The following is a 17,893-nucleotide window of genomic DNA, read 5'->3' on the forward strand; positions in this document are numbered from 1 at the left end:
TCGTGAGCCAGCTCATGGACCGTGGTGTCCGCGAGGAGGACACACGGAGAACGGGGGGTCCGGTCCCGAGAGACGTGCGGCTGCGCGTCCCGCGCGGGGACCGGCTCCATGGAAGGGACGCCGAACTCGCCGAACTCGCCCGGATGCTGAGCGATCCGGGCATCCGACTGCTGACGGTCACCGGGCCGGCGGGGGTCGGCAAGAGCGCACTGGCCCGCTTCGCGCTGGGCGGCGGAGCGGCCTACGGGGACGCGCCGCCGTTCGGGAACACCACCTCGTTCGGGGACACGGCCTCGTACGGGCGCACGACCGCGTGCGAGGGCGCGACCTCGTCCGCGAGCCCGGCGGTCCCCGGCGGCACGACGCCCGGCCCGCGCCCGGCCGCCCCCGGGGACACGACCTCGTACGGCGGCGGGGCCGGCGCCGGGTCCGTGGACGGGTCCGTGGACGGGGACGCGGCGGCGCGCCGCGCCGAGGCCGCGCGGGACGCGACCGCGGCCTCGCTCCCGCTCCCCTTCCCCGGGCCGTACCCCTTCCTCGGGTTCCTCGGGCATCCTCCGCTGCTCGAGCGGGTCCCGGCCCCGCGCCGGGCCGCCGACCCCGGGCCGGCCCCGGGCGCCGCCGTCGTCGTGGACCTGGCCTCGACCGGCAGCCGCGGCACCGCCTGGCGCGCGGTGGCCGCCGCCCTGGGCGCGCCGGGTCGGCCCGTCGCGGACGCCCCGGCCGACGCGCTGCCGGAGCTGATCGGGGCCCACCTCGGCGACCGCGAGGTGCTGCTCGTGCTGGACAACGGCGACCTGGTGGCGTCGCGGCTGCCCGGCGACATCGCCGCCCTGCTGCGACGCTGCCCGCGGCTGCGCATCCTGCTCACCAGCCGCTCCTCTCTGGACGTCTCCGCGGAACACCTCTTCCCGGTGGCGCCGCTGCCCGTGGGGCCGCGCGGTGGCGCGCCGCTGGACTCGGTGGCGGTGCGGCTGTTCGTGGACCGGGTCGGCGCGCACTACCGCCGCGACGTCCTCCAGCCGACGGAGCTGCGGAACATCGCCGAGATCTGCGCCGAGCTGGACGGGCTGCCGCTGGCCATCGAGGTGACCGCGCGGGCCGTGGGCACGGTCGGCACCGGCGCGCTGCTCGCGGCGCTGCGGCGCGGCGAGTACCCGTACCACGGCCGGCTGCTCGACGTCCCGACCCGGCACCAGTCCGTGCTCGGCGCGCTCTCCTGGGGTGACCGGGCGCTGAGCGGCGAGGAGAGGTCCCTGCTGCGGCGGCTGGCGGTCTGTGAGGTCGCCGTCGACCTGCTGACCGTGCAGCGCCTGGGCGGCCTCAGCCGGATGCAGGCCGCGCGGCGACTCGACTCCCTCGTCCGCAGAAGCCTGCTGGTGAGCGCCAAGCGGGAGGGCGGCGATCCGGAGTTCCGGATGCTCACCGCCGTCCGCAGCTACTACCGCAGACAGCTCGCGCGGAGCCCGCAGGAGGCGGCCGAGGCGTACCGTCGTCACGCCGACCACTACGCGAAGCTCGCCGTCGCCGCCGAACAGGGGCTGCGCGACGCCGAGGAGCGGGCCCGCTGGCTGGCCGCGGTGCCCACCCGGCTCTCCGATCTGCGCGTCGCCGTCACCCGGCTCCAGGCCGCCGGCCGGCATGCCACCGCCCTGCGCACCCTCCTCAGCCTCGAAGACGCGCTCGCGGTCCACGACGCCCTGCCGATGGCGGCCGAGCTGCTGGAGCGCTCCGTCGCGGCCATGGAGGCGGAGGGGGCCGCGCGGGACGGCGGCGTGCTCGCCGACGCGCTCAGGGTGTCCGCCGGCTGGGCGTTGGCGGCGGACGACCGCCCGCGGGCGGCGGCCCGGCTCAGCCGGGCCGCCGCGCTGTACGAGCGGGCCGGCGACCCGGTCGGCGTCGCCCAGACGGGCGTCCTCGCCGCCGAACTGGCCCGGCGGCTCGGGGACACGGAGACCGCCCAGGCGCGGGCGCTGTCCGCCGTCGCGGCGGCGGAGACCCGCCGGGACGTGCGCGGCGCGGCCGCCGCCCGGCGGGTACTGGCCCTCGCGCGGGCCGACCGGGGCGCGGCGGACGCCGAGGAGCCGTTGTCGCGCGCCCTGGACGAACTGCGCTCCCTGCGGGACCCGCACGCCACCGCGCTCGCCCTCATCGACCTAGCGCGGGTCCGGTCGGCCCTCGGCCGCGGCGCCCCGGCCCGCGCCGCGGTCCGGGAGGCGATGGAGCTGCTCCTGTTGCACGGTGGCAGCCCCGCCGAGGTGGTGCTGGCGCTGGAGATCGCCGTCCGCACGGCGCCGAGCGGAGGCGGCGTCGAGCGACGGCATGTCCAGCGGGTGACCGCCCTGGCCCGGGCGCTGCGTGAGCGGTACGCGCTGCCCGGCGACGGCCTGGCGGACGACGGAACCGGCCCGGACGGCGTCGGCCGGACCGGCGGCCCGGTCCGGGGCGTGGTGCCGGAGGCGCCGCGCGCCGCCGGTCGCGTGCCGGCCCCGCGTACGCCGGACCGCGCGGGGCCGCCGCCCACGGTCGCACCCCGGGGGACCGTGGGCGGGAACGGCCCCGCCGAGCCGCCGGCCGGGTTCGGCGCCGCCAAGGCCCCGCCCGCCACCGCGGCGGCGGAGCCGGGGGAGCCCGCGGGTCACGCCGCCGAGCCGGCCGACTGCCCCTCCCTCCAGTCCGCGCTGACCATCGCCCTGTCCACGCCGCCGCCCGCCCCCGACCCGGCGCCGGAGCGGGAGGGCGGCGAGGGCCCGCGGCTGGCCGGGCTCACCCCGCGGCAGCACCAGATCGCCGAGCTGGTGGCGGAGGGGATGACGAACCGGCAGATCGCTCGGGCGCTGGAGCTGTCGGAGTGGACGGTCGTCAACCATCTGCGGCAGGTGATGACCAAGCTGGAGTGCCCGTCCCGGGTGCACGTCACCCGGATCGTGCAGCGGAGCGCCGGCTGAGACCGTCGGCCGGGGGCACGACACACGTCGGCCGCGCGGGGTCCCACCCCGCGCGGCCGACGCTCGTCCTCGGGCTCCTGTCCCGGCCCGCCGCTACTTGTCCCGGTACACCGCCGCCCGCGCCATCGCGTGCAGCTCCGCCGCCCACTCCGGGGGCAGCGCCGAGCTCACCGCCTCGTTGGCCACCCGGAGCCGTTCGGCGATGACGGCCTCGACCCGGTCCCGGATGCCGGTGCGCACCAGCAGCTCGTACAGCGCGTCCGGGTCGGTGCCCGGCAGGTCGTCGCCGACCAGCTCCCGCACCTCCGGCTCGTCGCTGAGCGCGAAGGACATCAGCAGCGTCATCTTGTGCTGCTTGAAGTCCAGCCGGGCGGGCTTGCCGGTGACCTCGGCGCTGCCGAAGGCGTCGAGCAGGTCGTCGCGGAGCTGGAACGCCTCGCCGAGCGCCAGCCCGTACGCCTCGAAGGCCGCGAGCAGCTCGGCCGAGCCGTCGGACAGCGCCGCGCCGACCGCCAGCGGACGGGAGACCGTGTAGCGGCCGGACTTGAACAGGGCGATCCAGCGGGCCAGCGCGGCGTCGGGCCGGAACCGGGCGGCCGCGCGGACGTCGAGGAACTGCCCGACCATCAGCTCGGTGCGCAGCTCGCCCCAGACCTCGCGGGCCCGGGGGGTGCCGGCGGGCATCAGCCGGTCCGCGTAGACCAGGGCCAGGTCGCCGGCGAGGACGGCCACGCTCTCGCCGTAGCGCCGGGGCTCGCCGTGCCAGCCGCGGTCCTGGTGCAGCGTGGCGTGCAGCACGTGCGCGGTGGGCTCGTTGCGGCGCAGCTCGGAGGCGTCGAAGACGTCGTCGTGGAGCAGGGCCGAGGTGTGCAGCAGCTCCAGCGCCGCGGCCGCGTTCACCGCGTACTCCGCGTCGTCCGCGGCCGGGTCGCCGCCCGCCGCCAGATAGGCGGCGAGGCAGAACGAGGGGCGCAGCCGCTTGCCGCCGCTGGCGACCATGGTGGCCACGCAGTCGATCAGCTCCACGGCGTCCGGGTTGAGCTCGGACCACTCGCGGCGCTCCGCCGCGAGGAAATCCGTGAGGCGCCGCTCCACCCGGGCCAGCAGCGCCGCGCGCTGGTCGGCCGGGGCGTCACCCGGGGTGCCCGCGGGTACGGCTGGCCTGTGCTCGGTCACGGTCACTGCAGACTCCCTGGCATGGCGAAGACGACGTCCTCGGTGGTGGTCGTGATGGTGTCGACGTGGCCATAACCCAGCTCCCCGAGACGGGCGACCAACTGCTCGACGAGGATCTCCGGGGCGCTGGCGCCGGCGGTGACGCCGACCGTCCGCACACCCCGCAGCCAGCGCTCGTCCAGCTTGGAGACGTCGTTGACGAGGTACGAGGCGGACCCGTGCCGGATCGCCACCTCGACCATGCGCACCGAGTTGCTGGAGTTGTCGGAGCCGACGACGAGGACCAGGTCGGCCTCGGCCGCCAGCTCCTTGACCGCGTTCTGCCGGTTCTGGCTCGCGTAGCATATGTCGTCCGAGCCCGGGCCCTGGATTTCGGGGAAGCGCCTGGTCAGCTCGTCCGCGATGGCGCGGGTCTCGTCCAGCGACAGCGTGGTCTGGGTGAGGTAGGAGACGCCGTCCGTGCCGGCCGGGAGCCGCACCGTGCGGGCGTCCTCGACCGTCTCCACCACGATGGTGTGCTCCGGCGCCTCGCCGACCGTGCCCTCCACCTCCTCGTGGTCGGCGTGCCCGATCAGCAGGATGGTGTGTCCCGCCCCGGCGGCGCGCTTGGCCTCCTGGTGCACCTTGGACACCAGCGGGCAGGTGGCGTCGACCACCCGGAGCTCGCGGGAGGCGGAGTTGGACCGTACGGCCGGCGACACGCCGTGCGCGGAGAAGACGCACACCGCGCCGCGCGGCACCTCGTCCTCCGAGTCCACGAAGACCGCGCCGCGCCGCTCCAGCTGGTTCACCACGTACTGGTTGTGGATGATCTGCTTGCGGACGTAGACGGGCGCCCCGTGGATCTCCAGGGCCCGCTCCACCATGCCGATCGCGCGCTCCACCCCGGCGCAGAAGCCCCGCGGCTCCGCCAGGATGACCCGCTTGCGGTCGGTGGTGTCCGTCGTCGTGGTCATGGTGTCCTCCGAGTCGTCGACAGGGGGCGTGCGGCGGAGGCGGCGTCGGCCGCCGCATGCGGGTCGGTGTCGGCCACCGGGTGCGGGTCGGCGTCGGTCGTCCCCACGGCCGCCGCCGGTCCTTCCGGTGCCGGGCCGCCCAGGGCCAGCACCGCCTGGGCGATGGCGTCCGCGTCGCCGAGGGTGACGGAGTTGACGCCCGGTCTGATGCCGGCGGCGGTCACCCAGTGCACGGCCTCCGTCGGCACCCCGTAGGCGAACCGCGCCGGGTGCGGTCGCCCCGCGGCGTCCAGCACCCGGTAGGGGCGCGCGGTGACGGCGAGCCCGCCGGTCACCAGGGCGCCGCCGCGCGCTGCGGGGACGCGGTACGGCCGGCACCGCCCGGTGGCCAGCAGCCGGCGCAGCAGCGGGTCGGCGGTGCGGCGCAGGTCGGGCTCCGGCAGTCGGGCCTCGATCAGCGCCCGTGCCGCCACCGTGGAGCCGGGCACGGCGGGGGACTCGGCGACGAAGCGGCCCGAGCCGGGGCCGGCCGCGCCGGGTTCCGCCCGGATCCGGGTGTCGGGCCCGATGATCCGCACCACCCCGGCCTCCAGCAGTGCCAGCAGCTCCGCGATCCGGTGGGCGGGCGGGCCGATGGACAGATAGGCGTTGAGCGGGGTGTACCAGCCGTCCAGGTCGACACGGTGCGAGTCGCCGTCCAGGCCGCCGTGGTCGACCGCCAGTCGGATCTCGTTGCGCAGGTCGCGCAGCACGTCGAGGGCGGCCTTCAGCGGCCCGGTGACGTTTCCGGCCCGGGCCGCCGCCAGGTCGGCGCGGAGATGGTCGGCCAGCCAGCGGTGGAAGTCCTCGGGGTCGGTGAACCGGCGGTCGCCGTGGGGGCGCTGCACGGCGGCCCAGTCCCAGCGGTCGCCCGGCGCCACCCCGGCCTCGGTCAGCAGCCAGTCCTCCCGCTCCCCGCCGGGCGGGCAGGCCAGGAAGCGCTCGCGGAACTCCCAGGCCCGGTCCGGCCGCCCGCGGGCGGTCAGCAGCGCCGTGTAGTAGACCGCCTCCACCTCCTTGGCGATCAGTGGCCACAGCGTCTCCCGGAAGTCGAGTCCGGAGCCGTCGGGGGACTGGGCGCGCAGCTTGGCGATCAGCTCGGGGGTGAGCAGCAGCGGCTCGTGACGGCCGGAGACACCCTTCTCGTTCTCGCCGCGGGCGTGGTACGGCAGCCCGCGCCGGGAGCCGGCGTACAGCAGCGGCTCCCGCCCGGACGGGACGTACACCAGCCGTCCGTCGCGTGTCTCGTAGCGCCCGCCGCGGCCCTCGGTCAGCAGCGCCATGTGGTCGAAGAAGGTGAGGCCGAGCCCGCGTAACAGCACCGGCTCGCCGGGCGCGAGCGCGGCGAGCGCCGTGTCGGTCGTGTCGGTCGTCTCTGTCGGGGCGTTCGGGTCGGTGGTGTCGGTCGTCTCGATCGGGTCGGCCAGGTCGGCGGGGTTGGCCGGGGGGAGGTGCAGCAGCCCGTGTTCGGCGGCGAAGGCCCCCAGCGCGGCGTCGACGGCGGAGGGCTCGGGGTCGACATGGCCCTGTGCGAGCACCACCGCGTGCAGCCCGGTCAGCCGGGTGCCGTCCGCCAGGGTCACCGTCTGGGTGCCCGCGCGGCCGTCGTCCGGGCCGGGGCCCGAGGCGCCGGGGACGTCGTCCAGATCCACCGCGCGCTGCCGGTGCACCCGCAGCGCGACCTGGTCCGGGGCGCGCTCGGCCACCCGGCGGAACGCCCACTCCAGATAGGCGCCGTACAGGGCACGGGTCGGGTAGGTGTCGGGGCCCAGCGCGCGGGCCTCGGCGCGGGCGGCCCCGTCGAGCGTCTCGGCCGCCGCCGGCGAGCCGGCCCACTCGTACAGGCTCGGCCCCGGCTCCAGCGGCCCCGCCAGCTCCACGCTCTCGTCGGTGAAGACGGTCACCTGGCAGGCGACGGTGTTCATGAGCAGCCGGCGGGACTGGTCGGTGCGCCAGACGCGACCGGCGCCCGGCGGGTACGGGTCGACGACGTGGACGGTGATCGCGCGGTGTCTTCGGGACCGCCGGGCTCCCGCGCACAGCCGCTCCAGCACCGACAGACCGCGGGGCCCGGCCCCGATGAGGCAGACATCGAGGCGTATGCCGCTCATGTGCAGGTCTCCATTCCCCTACGGCTTCACGAGGGTCGGTTTCTGGAGACCGATCGTGGGGGCGCGGGGACCGGGCCGGAAGCGGCTGATTATTGCTATCCGAAGCTGGCAGGTTGTCATGGCGATTGCTATGGCTGGCTGCCGAGTTCCGCTTCTAATTTGTGCACTCCTTGAGCGATGAATGCCATTCCTGGCAGCTGACTGGGGAGTGCTGAAATGCCGTTCCGTAAACACCCGACGCACCTGGGAGTGTTGTTCGACTGGCATGCGGAGGGCGACCGGCAGACGGTCGCCCACCTCGACCGACCCTTCGACATCGCTCCCGAGGCGGGGACCCGGCTCAGCGGGCGGCAACTGGCCGAGATCGTCCGTGACTTCGCCGCCCGGCTCTATGCCGCCGGGGCGCGCAGCGGGGACCGGGTGGCCATCGTCAAGGACAACCACCTGGACATGACGCTGGCCGCGGCCGCCGCCGCCCGTATCGGGGCGCTGCCCGCCACCGTCGCGGCGGTCAACAAGCCGGAGGCGCACCGCGCGATGATCGCCCGGCTGGAGCCGTCGGTGCTGGTCGTCTCGCCGGGCCCGCTGGCCCGGGCGGCCGCGGCCGGGGTGAGCCTGGCGGGCCCGGGGACCCGGGTCATCGTGCTCGGCGGACCGGACGGGCCGGGGGAAGGGCTGCCGGAGGGGGCGCCGGAGGGCGCGCTCACCCTGGCCGAGCTGGCGGGGGCGCCGCCCGCCCCGGTCCACATCCGCCGCCGGGACGAGCCGATGCTGGTCATGCACAGCTCGGGGACGACCGGGGTGCCCAAGCTGGTGGTGCACTCCGCGGAGACCATGCTGGGCGGCATCGCCCGCACCGAGCGGGTCCGCTTCCCGATCCTGGCCAGCAAGCACCGGGACGTGGCGGCGACCTCGGTCTCCTTCGCGCACGGCCGGATCGTGTCCTGGCTGATGGGACAGTTCGTGCTGGCGCCCAGGAAGATCGTGATCATCTCCCGGCATGAGCCGGAGGTGGCCGAGCGGATGATCGCCGAGCACCGCCCGACCTCGCTGGAGGCGTGCCCCAACGTCTTCCAGCGCTGGGAGGAGCTGGCGCTCGCCAAGCCGGAGCTCTTCCGCCAGGTGCGGCTGTACGTGGGCACCTTCGACGCCATCCACCCGCGCACCGTGCGCACCTTCCTGGGCGCCTCGGAGCGGCGCTTCCCGGTGTGGCTCCAGGGCTGGGGACAGAGCGAGGTGGGGCCGATGTGCTTCACCGTGTTCACCCGCGGCCGGCTGCGGAAGCGGTCCGAGGACTCCTCCGTCACCAGCGACATCGGCTGGGCGACACCCGGGCTGACCCGGGTGAGGGTCGTCGACGTCGACACCGGCCGCCCGGTGGCCAAGGGCCGGCCGGGGCTGCTGATGGCGTCCTCCAAGGCCCGCTGTCTGGACTACCTCGGGGAGTCCGACCGGCACGCGGAGAAGGTCCGCGGCCGGTGGTGGAACACCGGGGACGTCGGGGAGCGCGGCCGCCTCGGGCGGCTGAAGCTGGTCGACCGCGAGGTCGACATCATCCCCGGCACCAGCGGCATCGAGCTGGAGTCGATCCTGCTGGACCGACTGCCGAGGGCCTCCGACGTCACCGTGCTGGGCGTGCCGGGCGAACTCCCCGTCCCCGTCCTGTGCATGAACGACAACCGGCTGGACCCCGAGGAGTGGCGGGCCGCCACCCGCGGCCTGCCCGAGCTCGCCGCCCCGCGGCTGGTCCCCTTCGAGGACGTGCCGCGCACCGCCACCTGGAAGGTGCGCCGGCTCGACCTGCGCGAACAGGTCCTCGGCAGCAAGGAGTCCATCGGCACGGGGCGTTGGACGTGACCTTCGCCGAACCGTGTAAGCGGATCGTCCCGCCCAGAGGAGGAGCGCAGTGACCGATATCGACATCGCGGTGGTCGGCGCCGGGATCGCCGGGCTGACCACGGCCTACCGGCTGGCCAGGGAGGGCCACCGGGTCGAGGTGTTCGAGTCCGGCGACGAGCCGGGCGGCCGGATGCGCGCCGCCCGCGTCGACGGCTACACCATCGACCGCGGCGCCGAGACCCTCTCCCCGTACGGGTACCCGGCCACCTGGGAGTTCATCGAGGAACTGGGCCTGGCCCGGCAGGACCGGCTGCACCGGATCGAGCACCCGGTGGGGCTGTGGAGCCAGGGGCGGGCCCATCCCTGGGTCGGCCACCCCCGGTCGCTGCTGACCGGCGCCGGCCTCTCCTGGCGCGGCCGGCTCCAACTGCTGCGGATGCTGGTCGCCGGCAACGGCCGGGGCCGGGTCGACCCCGACCGGCCCGAGCGGTCCGCGCACGGCGACATGACCCTGGCCGAGTTCGGCCGCCGCCACGGCGACGAGCTCGTCGAGCGCTGCCTGGGGCCCGTCGCCACGGCCGCCTTCGGCTGGCTCCCCGAGCGCAGCACGGCCGCCCCGATGCTCGCCATCATGCAGGGCACGCGGGGCATCTACCGCTGGCAGACCTACCGCGACGGCCAGGACACGATGGCGCGGACGCTCGCCGAGCGGCTGAAGGTGCACCTGTCGAAGCCGGTGACGCGGGTCGAGCGGGACGGCCGCGGGGGCGGCCGTGGCGGCGGCGAGGGCGGCCGTGGGGTGCGGCTGTCCTTCGCGGACGGCACCGAACTGACCGCCCGGGCCGCCGTGCTGACCCTGCCCGCCCCGGAGATCGCGGCGATCCACCCCGGCGCGCCCGAGGAGGAGCGCCGTTTCCTGGACGCGGCCACCTTCACCACCATGATCCGGGTGGGCGTGATGCTGGACCGCCCCCTGGAACCCCGCCGCACCGCCCGGCAGCCGCACCTCTACGCCTTCGTCATGGCCCCCTGGGAGGACTCCCTCCTCTCCGGCGGCACCTGCGAGCACAACAAGTGCCCGCACCGCGTCCCGCCGGGCCGCGGCCTGGTCACCCTGCTGGTCTCCCCGCGCCGGGCGGCGGAGGTCTACGACCTCCCCGACGACCAGGTGCTGGAGCGGGTCCTCGACGAGAGCGAGCGCTTCATCGACGGCATGCGCGCCGCGTACGTCGGCCACCAGGTGACCCGCTGGCGCCACGGCCTCCCCGAGGCGACCCCCGAGGCCCTCCGCCTCCGCGCCCCCTTCACCCGCCGCCCGGCCGGCCCCATCGAGTACGCGGGCGACTGGCTCTACCTCCGCCCGAGCAGCGAGGCCGCGATCGCCTCGTCCCGGCTGGCGGTGGACCGGGTACACGCGTGGCTGCGCGACGGCGGCTGACGGCCCGGTCTCAGCCTCCGTCGTAGGAGACGACGGTGCCGCCGAGGGCGTCGGCGACACGCGAGCCGAGATCGTAGTCGCAGAGGTTGACCGTCCAGTTGCCGGCCGTGACGAGCGTGGCGGGGACCCCCTTGTAGGCGATGGCCTCGCGCAGGGCTGCGTCACGGTCGGCGTGCGTCGTGTAGAGATTCAGAGTGGCGCAGTTGGGCGAGGCGCCGATGCTCTTGCCGGTCGTGCAGGACATGTTGCCGCCGCCGCCCTCGCGGTCCGCGCAGCCCACTGCTCGGTCGAGGTCGTCGGCGAGTGCGTCGACGGTGTCGTAGCGGGGGGTGTCGGGGATGCGGGGCAGCTTGAACTTGGGGATCTTCGGGCCCTTGGGCTTGATCACGACGCCGCCGAGGGCGTCGGCGATCTTGGGGGCGAAGCGCGGCTCGGTGACGCGGACGAACCAGTGGCCGGCCACCACGAGCGTATGACCGTACGGTGGCTCGGTCCGGGAGGTGACGGTCACGCCCAGATCATCACGTGTGAAGACGTCGGGATTCAGGACGTGGATCTCGTTCTCGAACTTCAGGCCGTCGATCGTCGAGGCGCAGCCGAGGGAGGTGCCACCGCTTTTGTCGCTGTCCGGTCGGCGCGTCACGACGCAGGGGATACCCGCGGAGTCGAGCTTCCGGACCACGTCGTCGGCTGTCCCGTACTCGGGCTTCAGGGGCACGTTGCCGGGCAGCGGAGTGGGCTTCTTCTGGCGGCTGTTGTCCCCGACACCGCAGCCCGCGAGGGCCACGCAGGCAGCGAGTGCCAGGATCGTCCGTATGGCGTGTTTCATCGTGCTCAGCTACCTCCCGGTGGGGTCGGGGCCGGTCCGGGTCGGGGTGCGGGGGTGGGTGGCACGGTCACTTCGTCATACTCGCGCTCGCGCTCTTCGGGTGTGGGGATGAGGCCGGGCTGTTTCGGCCTCTTCGTCTCATCGGTGCCCATGCCGGCGTCCGGACCCTCGACTTCGTAGATCGGGTCCAGCGTGATCCGATCCCCTTTTGGCGTCTGGCTCTCCAGCTGATCGATGGCCCGTTGGCGCTCTTCCTCGGACAGCCCTTCCCATGCCTTCGCGTCTTCGATATGCGGCTGCAGCCGGTCCCAGTTCTCCGCGCGGCTCTTGATCGCGCCGCCTCGGGGGTCGGAGTCGTCGCCGTACTTCTCGTTGGCTTCGCGAACCTCTGGGGTGTCGGCGGCGTACAGAATGAACAGCTGCTTGTCGGTCTTGGCGCCATAGGGGTTCTGCTGAAGATCGCTGAGGTGATAGGCGCTCAGTCGGATGTCCTCGTTGGGGTTCTCCTCGATGTACTTGGCGAGCTCGCTGTCACTGAGGTCGCCCAGAGACTTCCCGTCGGCGGTGAATTCATCCGGGTGATTACCGATCGTCTTCCTGGCTGTCTCCAGCTTCATGTGCGTGATCCCGAGGGACTTGTCCGGGACGATGGTTTCCCGCAGAGTCCAGTTGAACCATCTGCCGAAGCTTGGAAGGATGCCGCGACCGTCGCGGTCGTGGTTCTGGTACCACTGCTGCTCCTGCCAGAGTATGGAGAGCAGTAGCGTCTTGCTTATTCCGGTTTCGCGTGAGGCTCGGTCCGCAGCGGCGATTTGCGATGCGCTGACATTGATCGGGTGTACGCCGCCGGACCCACCGGCCAGCCGCAGCGCGATGCTGAGCGGGCTGTCCGGCTTCAGGGCTTCGTTGACGACCTTCGGATCGGTGATGTCGGTGAGTCCGCGGATCGTCCGCAACGCGGCCGCGGCCTCGATGTCGGCTGTGGTGGCGGCGGAGAGCGCGCCGTTGACGACGCCCTGCGCGTGTCGCACCGTCTCCTTCCGGCCGCTGTCGTCGGACGCGGCATCGGAGGACTCGCCGCTGTGGACGCGGCCGCTGTCGTCGATGGTCAGATTGTGCGTGCGCGCGTAGCCCTGAGCGCTGTTCAGGTCACGTTGTGCGTTCTCGATCGCGGCCGCGAGGCCGTCGTAGACACGGGTGAGCGCGCGTAGTGCGAGTGCGGCCGCCTCATAGTCGGTTGCGTGTCTCACGAACGCCTGGCGTGCTGTCTTGCCCGCGTCGCTCGCCCAATTCCTTTCCAGTGTGCGGGCGACGTCGTCACGGGCGGCCGTGGCGATTTCCTCGCAGTGTTTGGCGGCCTTCAGGACATCGTCGGCGGCGTCCCGCCACTGCTGGGGTTTGGCGGCGTCGAGATCAGGGACGGAGACCATCAGGCGCCCTCCAGCCAGTCGGCGTCCTTACGCAGTTCCGCCCCGAAGGAAGTGTCGGTGTCCACATAGTCGTCCATGGCGTCCGTGATGGTGCTCGCCGCTAATCGGGCCTGCTCCCCCAGCTTGTGTAATCGGCCGCGCCAGGCTGAAACGCACGCCTCGTTCGGTTCGGCGACGGCCCAATCGGCGTGGGTTTCGCCGGCCGTCACCGGGTCGTCCAGCTTGGTCTTGTTCCGGCCCTCTTGACTGGCGAGATGAAACGCCGCCGCGCTTTTCTTCGGTGACGGAGGATCGATGAAGAGATCTGGAGTCGAGTACATATGCCCCCCCCGTGGTCACATGCCGCTGTTCCCGTGCACGATACAGGTGGGAGGAGCATGGGGCTGGTGAATACTGAAGCGGTACGAGGGATTCCCGAAACGCCGGAGGGCTCGTCGGGCTGTGCGGGATCTACGGCGCTCCCAACACGACCCCGCGCCCCGCGAAGAACCGCTCCAGGTCCGCCCAGCCGACGGTCGCGTACTCCTGGGAGTGCCCCGGCAGCCCGGACGGGTTGTTGAGGCGTACGCCCGCGTCGTCGGCGTCGACCACGAGCACCAGGTGGCCGCCGCGGGCGGGCGGTCGCGGGTCCAGGACGCGGAGGGAGAAGTGCACGGAGATCATGACCAGCCCGCCGTCGTCCACGGTCCGCCGGATCTCTCCGGCGGTGAGCTCGGGCACCGACCGCGCGCGCAGCCCCCACCGCGCGCCGACGTACTCGGCGAACGGCCGGTAGATCAGCCCCTTCACCTCGTCGCCGTCGCGTACGTACGCCCCCGCGGCCTCCAGCTCGCGCGCCAGCGGCACCGAGGGCGGCACCGGCAGTCCCCAGTGGTCCAGGGCCATCCGCAGACAGGCGACGCCGCACATGCGGTGGGCCCAGAAGGCGTACTCCTCCGGGCTGTCGGCGCCGGACTTCTGCCACAGCGGGTCGTCCAGCGCCGACCTGGCCCCGGTCACGAACTCGGGCACGAGGTCGGCGGACTCCCACTGGGAGTAGTAGGGGACGGTCGGGCGCGGGGCGGTGTGGGTCATGGCCCCAGTGTGCTGCACGGCGTGTGGTGACCGGCCGGGCTGTCAGGCGGCGGCCCTCTCGACGCCGATGTGCGTGCGGTGGTGCCGCGGGGTGTCGATCTCGTCGATGAGGGCGATGGCGAAGTCGGCGTAGGAGACGCGGCTGGCGGCGTCGGCGGGGGCCGTGACGTAGCCGCCGGTCCGCGCCCCCTGGTGGTCGAAGTCGCCGGCGGGGCTGACCACCAGCCAGTCGAGCCCGCCGCCCGCCGCCGCCAGCGCGGTCCGGCCCGCCTCGTGCGCGAGGTAGAACGGGCGGTACTCCTGCGGATATCCGGGGGTGTCCATCAGCGGTGTGCCGGAGGCCGTCTCCAGGATCGACGCCAGACCGACGAAGACCAGCCGCCGCACGCCCGCCTCGCCCAGGCCCCGGTCCAGCGCCCGCGCGGTGGCGGTGAAGAAGTCGCCGGGCTGGGCGGCGGGGTCGTAGACCGCGGCGACGGCGGCGTCATGGCCCGCGGCGAGCCGCGCGACGGCCTCCGGATCGGTGACGTCCCCGGCCACCAGCCGGACCCCGTCCGCCGCCGGCTCGGCGTGCCGCCCCGGCTCCCGTACGACGGCGGTCACCTCGTGCCCGCGCCGGAGCGCCTCCGCGACGGCCGCCCGACCCGCCCGGCCACCCGCACCGAAAACAACGATTGCGCCCATGAGTTCACTCCTCGCGTGGTGGACCTCGTCCACGTCCTGACCTGCCCCGCACGCTAGTGAGGACCATGGTTACCTCCGGGGTACCGCACTACTGTGCCCCCTGTGACCAAGCCACTGGACCCCGAGATGTTCGACGAGCTGTGCCCCTCCGACCTGTCGCCCATCCGGGTGGGCGACAAGTGGGCCGCGATGATCATCCGCTGCCTCGAAGAGGGCCCGCGTCGCTTCTCCGAGCTGCGCGTCCCGCTGCACCGCGTCATCGCCAAGGTGCTGACGCAGTCGCTCCGTTCGCTGGAGCGGGACGGCTTCGTCACCCGCACCGTCCGCACCGAGCCCGCCCGCCACGTCGAGTACGCCCTCACCCCGCTCGGCCGCAGCCTCCTCGAACCCCTCGACGCGGCGTGCGCGTGGGCGGCGGAGCACTGGGACGAACTCATCGACGCCCGCGAGGCGGGGTCCGCGGTGCGGCGGGCGGGCTGACGGGCGCGGCGGGGGCCGGGGCCACCCCTACGCCGTCCGATGCCGGCACCCGCCTCGGCGGCGTACGTCCGTCAGGCTCGGGGCGCGTACGGCGCCGCAGACCGTGCAGCGACAGCGCCACGGGGCGCCGACCCGGCCGGGGTACGCCGCCAGCGGCTCGTACCCGACCCGCTCCATCTCCCACTCGGCGCGCTCGGCGGCCGCCGAGCGGTCCCAACGGGGCGGCTGCCGGTCGGCGGGCGGGAGGGCGAGGTCCGCGCGGGTGGCGGTGGACGGCCCGCCGAGCGCCAGACCGAGGCTGACCCACCGCCCACCCCGCCGCCCGCTCATCGCCCGTTGCCCCGCGCCGCGCGGTGGGCCCGGAGCAACGTCCGCCCGACCGGGCACCCGGTGGCCGACCGCGTACAGGCCGCGCACTCGGTGAGATGCAGGATCGCCGCCCGCCAGGCCCGCCGCTCCTCCCGACCCCGCTGGGCGGCGGCGAGTTCGGCGAGCGGATCGGGCCGCGGCGGGAAGTGCGGGGCGCAGTCCGGACACGCGTAGTGCGTGCGGCCGCCGTTGCCGCCGTGCACGAGGGCGACGGTGACCGGCCGCCCGGTCATCCGCTGGCAGCGCAGACAGACCTTCACCGACGCGTGCGCGGCCCGCAGCGCGGCGTGCAGCCGCCCCGCGTCGGTGAGCCGCCCCGCCCGCGCCGGGACGACCCGCCAGTGCGGCCCCGGCCCATACGTCCGCTCCACCGGCGGCACCGCTACATACGCCCCGTGGCTCAGCACCCGCTGAATCGTCCAGTCGCCCGCGACCCCGGGCGCCACCAGCCAGTACCAGACGGCCCCGTACGTGTCCTCGATGACCGGCCCGCTGTCCCCGCCGAGCAGCGCCAGCGCACGCTGGCCGATGGGAGTCGGCACCTTGACGGCATCCCACCATCGCCCGGCGGGCTGGGCCTCGATGTCGGGGCCGTGGGGTGGGTTCCACGACTCAACCGTGATGGTCATACGTTGCTCGCCCCTTCACTGCGCTGGGTGATGTGCTGGCAACGTAGGGCGAGGTAGAACGGAAGCGAGCACGCATAGTGCGTGCCTTGTCCGGGGAGAGCGCCATGGAGATTGGCCGCATCGGTCCCCGCATCGCGTACTGGCGAGAGCGGCGGGGTTTCACGCAAGGCGACTTCGGGAGGCTGATGGGGCGATCCCGGCGCTGGGTGCAGGACATCGAGGGTGGCCACCGGCAGACCGACCCGAGGCTCTCCGTGCTGGAGCGGGCGGCCAGCGTGCTGCGCATCCCCTTAGACCAGCTCCTTGCGGACGAGCCCGCAGCCTCGGTGGGAGCCACCGCTCCCCCTCCCGAAGTGCGGTCCGTACTCGATGTCCTCGACCGACATGATGTCGTGACCGGAATATTCGAAGTCGACTCCCTACCCGCCTCGACAACACAGCTGAGAAGCCGGCTTGTCTACTGTTGTGAGGCGTTCCAGGCATGCCACTACGCGACCCTCGGGCGCCAGCTCCCGGCACTTATCGTGGAAAGCCACCGTGCGGCGGCTGCCGCGCCCGCCGACAAGACATGTGACGCCCAGAGCGTGCTCTCGCGTGTGTACCAGCTCACCGCCAGTTTCTTGCACAAGTACGGTGAGTCGGCGATGGTCCACGCCGCCCTCGCAGCGGACAGGGCCCTCGCCGCCGCCGAGCGGTCCGAGGACCCGGTGGCGATCGGTGCCGCGTCCCGACGGGTGGCAAAGAGCCTGATGTACCAGGGCCGTGCTGAGACAGCCCAGGCATTCGCGTCGACCGCAGCTCGACGTCTCGCAGAGGAACTGACCGCCGGCGGACCGCTGGGGCTGTCCACCCTGGGCATGCTCTATCTCAGTGCGGCGGTCGCAGCCTCCGGGCAGGAGCGCAGTAGCCAAGTCGTCCGAACAGCCTCGGGTCTGGTGGATGAGGCCGCCGAGGTGGCCAGCCGACAGGGTGGGGACCGCAACGAGGACTGGACGATGTTCGGCCCGACCAATGTCGACCTGCACCGTGTGGACGTGCTTGTGCGGTTCGAGGACGGCTGGTCGGCGCTGGACGCCGCTGATCGCTTGAGCCCGGAGGCCGTCAACGGGCTGACCTGTGAACGGAAGGCGCAACACCTGATCTCGATGGCGCGCGCTCACCTACTGACGCGGCGTAAGGAGGACGCCGCCACCGTCTTGTTGGAAGCTGAGCGACTCGCGCCTGAGGAGGTGGTCGGAAGGCCGACGACCGTCGACCTGGTGAAGGACGTCCTGGGGGTGACCGCGAAGCCCACCGGGGAGTTGCGGGCCCTGGCGACACGGTGTGGACTCCGGGCATGACCAGAGTCCTCTACCTGATCGCCTGTGCGGCCGGGCCGACGCAGCACATCGACGACGCCGTACGCGACGCCCAGGCCCAAGGATGGGACACCTGCCTCATCCTGACCCCGGCCGCCGCGGAGTGGTGGGCGGACAGGATCGCCGAGTTGGAGAGCGTCACCGGACACCCCGTGCGCTCGCGCTACAAGCTGCCGGGACAGCGGGACGCCCTGCCGAAGGCGGACGCCATGCTGGTCGCCCCGCTGAGCTGCACGAGCCTGAACAAGTGGGGAGCCGGAATCGCCGACACGCTCGCCCTCGGACTGGTCACCGAGGGCGTGCATCTCGGCATACCGGTCGTCGCCATGCCGTACTTCAACCGGGCGCAGGGCGCGCAACCGGCCGTGGCGCGGAGCTTCGCGGCCCTTCGCGAGCAGGGCGTACGCGTCCTCGACGGACCGAACGGGTACGAGTCACACCCGCCCAAGCAGGGCAACCCGCGTGACTTTCCCTGGCACAGGGCGCTCGCCGCGCTGCCGGCGCCCTGACGACACCGGCGACAGGGTGGAGGA

General features: G+C 73.6%; 16 protein-coding genes. 6 read left to right on the forward strand and 10 right to left on the reverse strand.

Annotated elements, in window-relative coordinates:
- Nucleotides 1–2 precede the first annotated feature (2 nt).
- Entirely contained in the window at nt 3–2,948 is a 2,946-nt protein-coding gene (locus CD790_RS13575; RefSeq protein ID WP_144383470.1) for a LuxR C-terminal-related transcriptional regulator, read from the forward strand.
- A 93-nt stretch (nt 2,949–3,041) separates the two neighbouring features.
- Here the strand turns inward: CD790_RS13575 and CD790_RS13580 are convergent, their stop codons facing one another.
- Genes CD790_RS13580 through CD790_RS13590 form a run of 3 tightly spaced genes read right to left on the reverse strand, consistent with a single transcriptional unit; the run spans nt 3,042 to nt 7,230 of the window.
- Nucleotides 3,042–4,124 (reverse strand): polyprenyl synthetase family protein, encoded by a 1,083-nt coding sequence (locus CD790_RS13580; RefSeq protein ID WP_222108244.1) that lies wholly within the window; start codon nt 4,122–4,124, stop codon nt 3,042–3,044.
- 2 nt (nt 4,125–4,126) lie between these two features.
- On the reverse strand, nt 4,127–5,080 hold the full coding sequence (locus tag CD790_RS13585) for a 4-hydroxy-3-methylbut-2-enyl diphosphate reductase (RefSeq protein ID WP_144383471.1): 954 nt from the start codon (nt 5,078–5,080) through the stop codon (nt 4,127–4,129).
- Entirely contained in the window at nt 5,077–7,230 is a 2,154-nt protein-coding gene (locus tag CD790_RS13590) for an FAD/NAD(P)-binding domain-containing protein (protein ID WP_144383472.1), read from the reverse strand. The genes CD790_RS13585 and CD790_RS13590 overlap by 4 nt, the downstream gene beginning before the upstream one ends.
- A gap of 216 nt (nt 7,231–7,446) precedes the next feature.
- Here CD790_RS13590 and CD790_RS13595 point away from each other — a divergent pair, with 216 nt between their 5' ends.
- Together CD790_RS13595 and CD790_RS13600 are read left to right on the forward strand one after the other, a co-directional pair.
- Nucleotides 7,447–9,087: a class I adenylate-forming enzyme family protein gene (locus tag CD790_RS13595; protein WP_144383473.1), complete on the forward strand. Its 1,641-nt coding sequence runs from the start codon at nt 7,447–7,449 to the stop codon at nt 9,085–9,087.
- Between the two features lie 49 nt (nt 9,088–9,136).
- Nucleotides 9,137–10,507 carry an NAD(P)/FAD-dependent oxidoreductase gene (locus CD790_RS13600; protein ID WP_144383474.1) on the forward strand — a complete coding sequence of 457 codons (1,371 nt, stop codon included), beginning with the start codon at nt 9,137–9,139 and terminating at the stop codon, nt 10,505–10,507.
- A 10-nt stretch (nt 10,508–10,517) separates the two neighbouring features.
- Here CD790_RS13600 and CD790_RS13605 read toward each other — a convergent pair whose 3' ends face one another.
- The 5 genes from CD790_RS13605 to CD790_RS13625 form a co-directional block, all read right to left on the reverse strand.
- Nucleotides 10,518–11,336: a hypothetical protein gene (locus tag CD790_RS13605; RefSeq protein ID WP_144383475.1), complete on the reverse strand. Its 819-nt coding sequence runs from the start codon at nt 11,334–11,336 to the stop codon at nt 10,518–10,520.
- Nucleotides 11,337–11,341: 5 nt separating this feature from the next.
- Nucleotides 11,342–12,766 (reverse strand): hypothetical protein, encoded by a 1,425-nt coding sequence (locus tag CD790_RS13610; RefSeq protein ID WP_144383476.1) that lies wholly within the window; start codon nt 12,764–12,766, stop codon nt 11,342–11,344.
- Entirely contained in the window at nt 12,766–13,086 is a 321-nt protein-coding gene (locus tag CD790_RS13615; protein WP_144383477.1) for a hypothetical protein, read from the reverse strand. Before CD790_RS13615 ends, CD790_RS13610 begins: the two co-directional genes overlap by 1 nt.
- Before the next feature lie 130 nt (nt 13,087–13,216).
- Nucleotides 13,217–13,840, reverse strand: coding sequence for a C39 family peptidase (locus CD790_RS13620; protein ID WP_144383478.1), 624 nt, complete (start codon nt 13,838–13,840; stop codon nt 13,217–13,219).
- A gap of 42 nt (nt 13,841–13,882) precedes the next feature.
- Nucleotides 13,883–14,524, reverse strand: coding sequence for an NAD(P)-dependent oxidoreductase (locus tag CD790_RS13625; RefSeq protein ID WP_144383479.1), 642 nt, complete (start codon nt 14,522–14,524; stop codon nt 13,883–13,885).
- A 102-nt stretch (nt 14,525–14,626) separates the two neighbouring features.
- On the opposite strand from CD790_RS13625, the gene CD790_RS13630 reads away from it, so the two are divergent.
- Nucleotides 14,627–15,004 carry a helix-turn-helix domain-containing protein gene (locus CD790_RS13630; RefSeq protein WP_144383480.1) on the forward strand — a complete coding sequence of 126 codons (378 nt, stop codon included), beginning with the start codon at nt 14,627–14,629 and terminating at the stop codon, nt 15,002–15,004.
- A 27-nt stretch (nt 15,005–15,031) separates the two neighbouring features.
- Here CD790_RS13630 and CD790_RS13635 read toward each other — a convergent pair whose 3' ends face one another.
- A complete protein-coding gene (locus tag CD790_RS13635; RefSeq protein ID WP_144383481.1) occupies nt 15,032–15,334 on the reverse strand; it encodes a hypothetical protein in 303 nt (100 codons plus the stop codon).
- The gene (locus CD790_RS34580; protein ID WP_186319007.1) at nt 15,331–16,002 is read right to left on the reverse strand and encodes a hypothetical protein; all 672 of its coding nucleotides are present in this window, start codon (nt 16,000–16,002) and stop codon (nt 15,331–15,333) included. The genes CD790_RS13635 and CD790_RS34580 overlap by 4 nt, the downstream gene beginning before the upstream one ends.
- 104 nt (nt 16,003–16,106) lie before the next feature.
- Between CD790_RS34580 and CD790_RS13645 the strand changes: the two genes are divergently transcribed.
- Entirely contained in the window at nt 16,107–17,342 is a 1,236-nt protein-coding gene (locus CD790_RS13645; RefSeq protein ID WP_144383482.1) for a helix-turn-helix domain-containing protein, read from the forward strand.
- Complete coding sequence (locus tag CD790_RS13650) at nt 17,339–17,869, forward strand: flavoprotein (protein ID WP_144383483.1); 531 nt, start codon at nt 17,339–17,341, stop codon at nt 17,867–17,869. Before CD790_RS13645 ends, CD790_RS13650 begins: the two co-directional genes overlap by 4 nt.
- Nucleotides 17,870–17,893 lie beyond the last annotated feature (24 nt).

This window comes from Streptomyces sp. SAJ15, assembly GCF_007595705.1.
GTDB lineage: Bacteria > Actinomycetota > Actinomycetes > Streptomycetales > Streptomycetaceae > Streptomyces.

Coding starts and splice junctions, on each gene's coding strand:
- CD790_RS13585 (WP_144383471.1), bottom strand. CDS start 5,080: ATGACCACGACGACGGACACCACCGACCGCAAGCGGGTCATCCTGGCG.
- CD790_RS13590 (WP_144383472.1), bottom strand. CDS start 7,230: ATGAGCGGCATACGCCTCGATGTCTGCCTCATCGGGGCCGGGCCCCGC.
- CD790_RS13595 (WP_144383473.1), top strand. CDS start 7,447: ATGCCGTTCCGTAAACACCCGACGCACCTGGGAGTGTTGTTCGACTGG.
- CD790_RS13605 (WP_144383475.1), bottom strand. CDS start 11,336: ATGAAACACGCCATACGGACGATCCTGGCACTCGCTGCCTGCGTGGCC.
- CD790_RS13610 (WP_144383476.1), bottom strand. CDS start 12,766: ATGGTCTCCGTCCCTGATCTCGACGCCGCCAAACCCCAGCAGTGGCGG.
- CD790_RS13615 (WP_144383477.1), bottom strand. CDS start 13,086: ATGTACTCGACTCCAGATCTCTTCATCGATCCTCCGTCACCGAAGAAA.
- CD790_RS13620 (WP_144383478.1), bottom strand. CDS start 13,840: ATGACCCACACCGCCCCGCGCCCGACCGTCCCCTACTACTCCCAGTGG.
- CD790_RS13625 (WP_144383479.1), bottom strand. CDS start 14,524: ATGGGCGCAATCGTTGTTTTCGGTGCGGGTGGCCGGGCGGGTCGGGCG.
- CD790_RS13635 (WP_144383481.1), bottom strand. CDS start 15,334: ATGAGCGGGCGGCGGGGTGGGCGGTGGGTCAGCCTCGGTCTGGCGCTC.
- CD790_RS34580 (WP_186319007.1), bottom strand. CDS start 16,002: ATGACCATCACGGTTGAGTCGTGGAACCCACCCCACGGCCCCGACATC.
- CD790_RS13645 (WP_144383482.1), top strand. CDS start 16,107: ATGGAGATTGGCCGCATCGGTCCCCGCATCGCGTACTGGCGAGAGCGG.
- CD790_RS13650 (WP_144383483.1), top strand. CDS start 17,339: ATGACCAGAGTCCTCTACCTGATCGCCTGTGCGGCCGGGCCGACGCAG.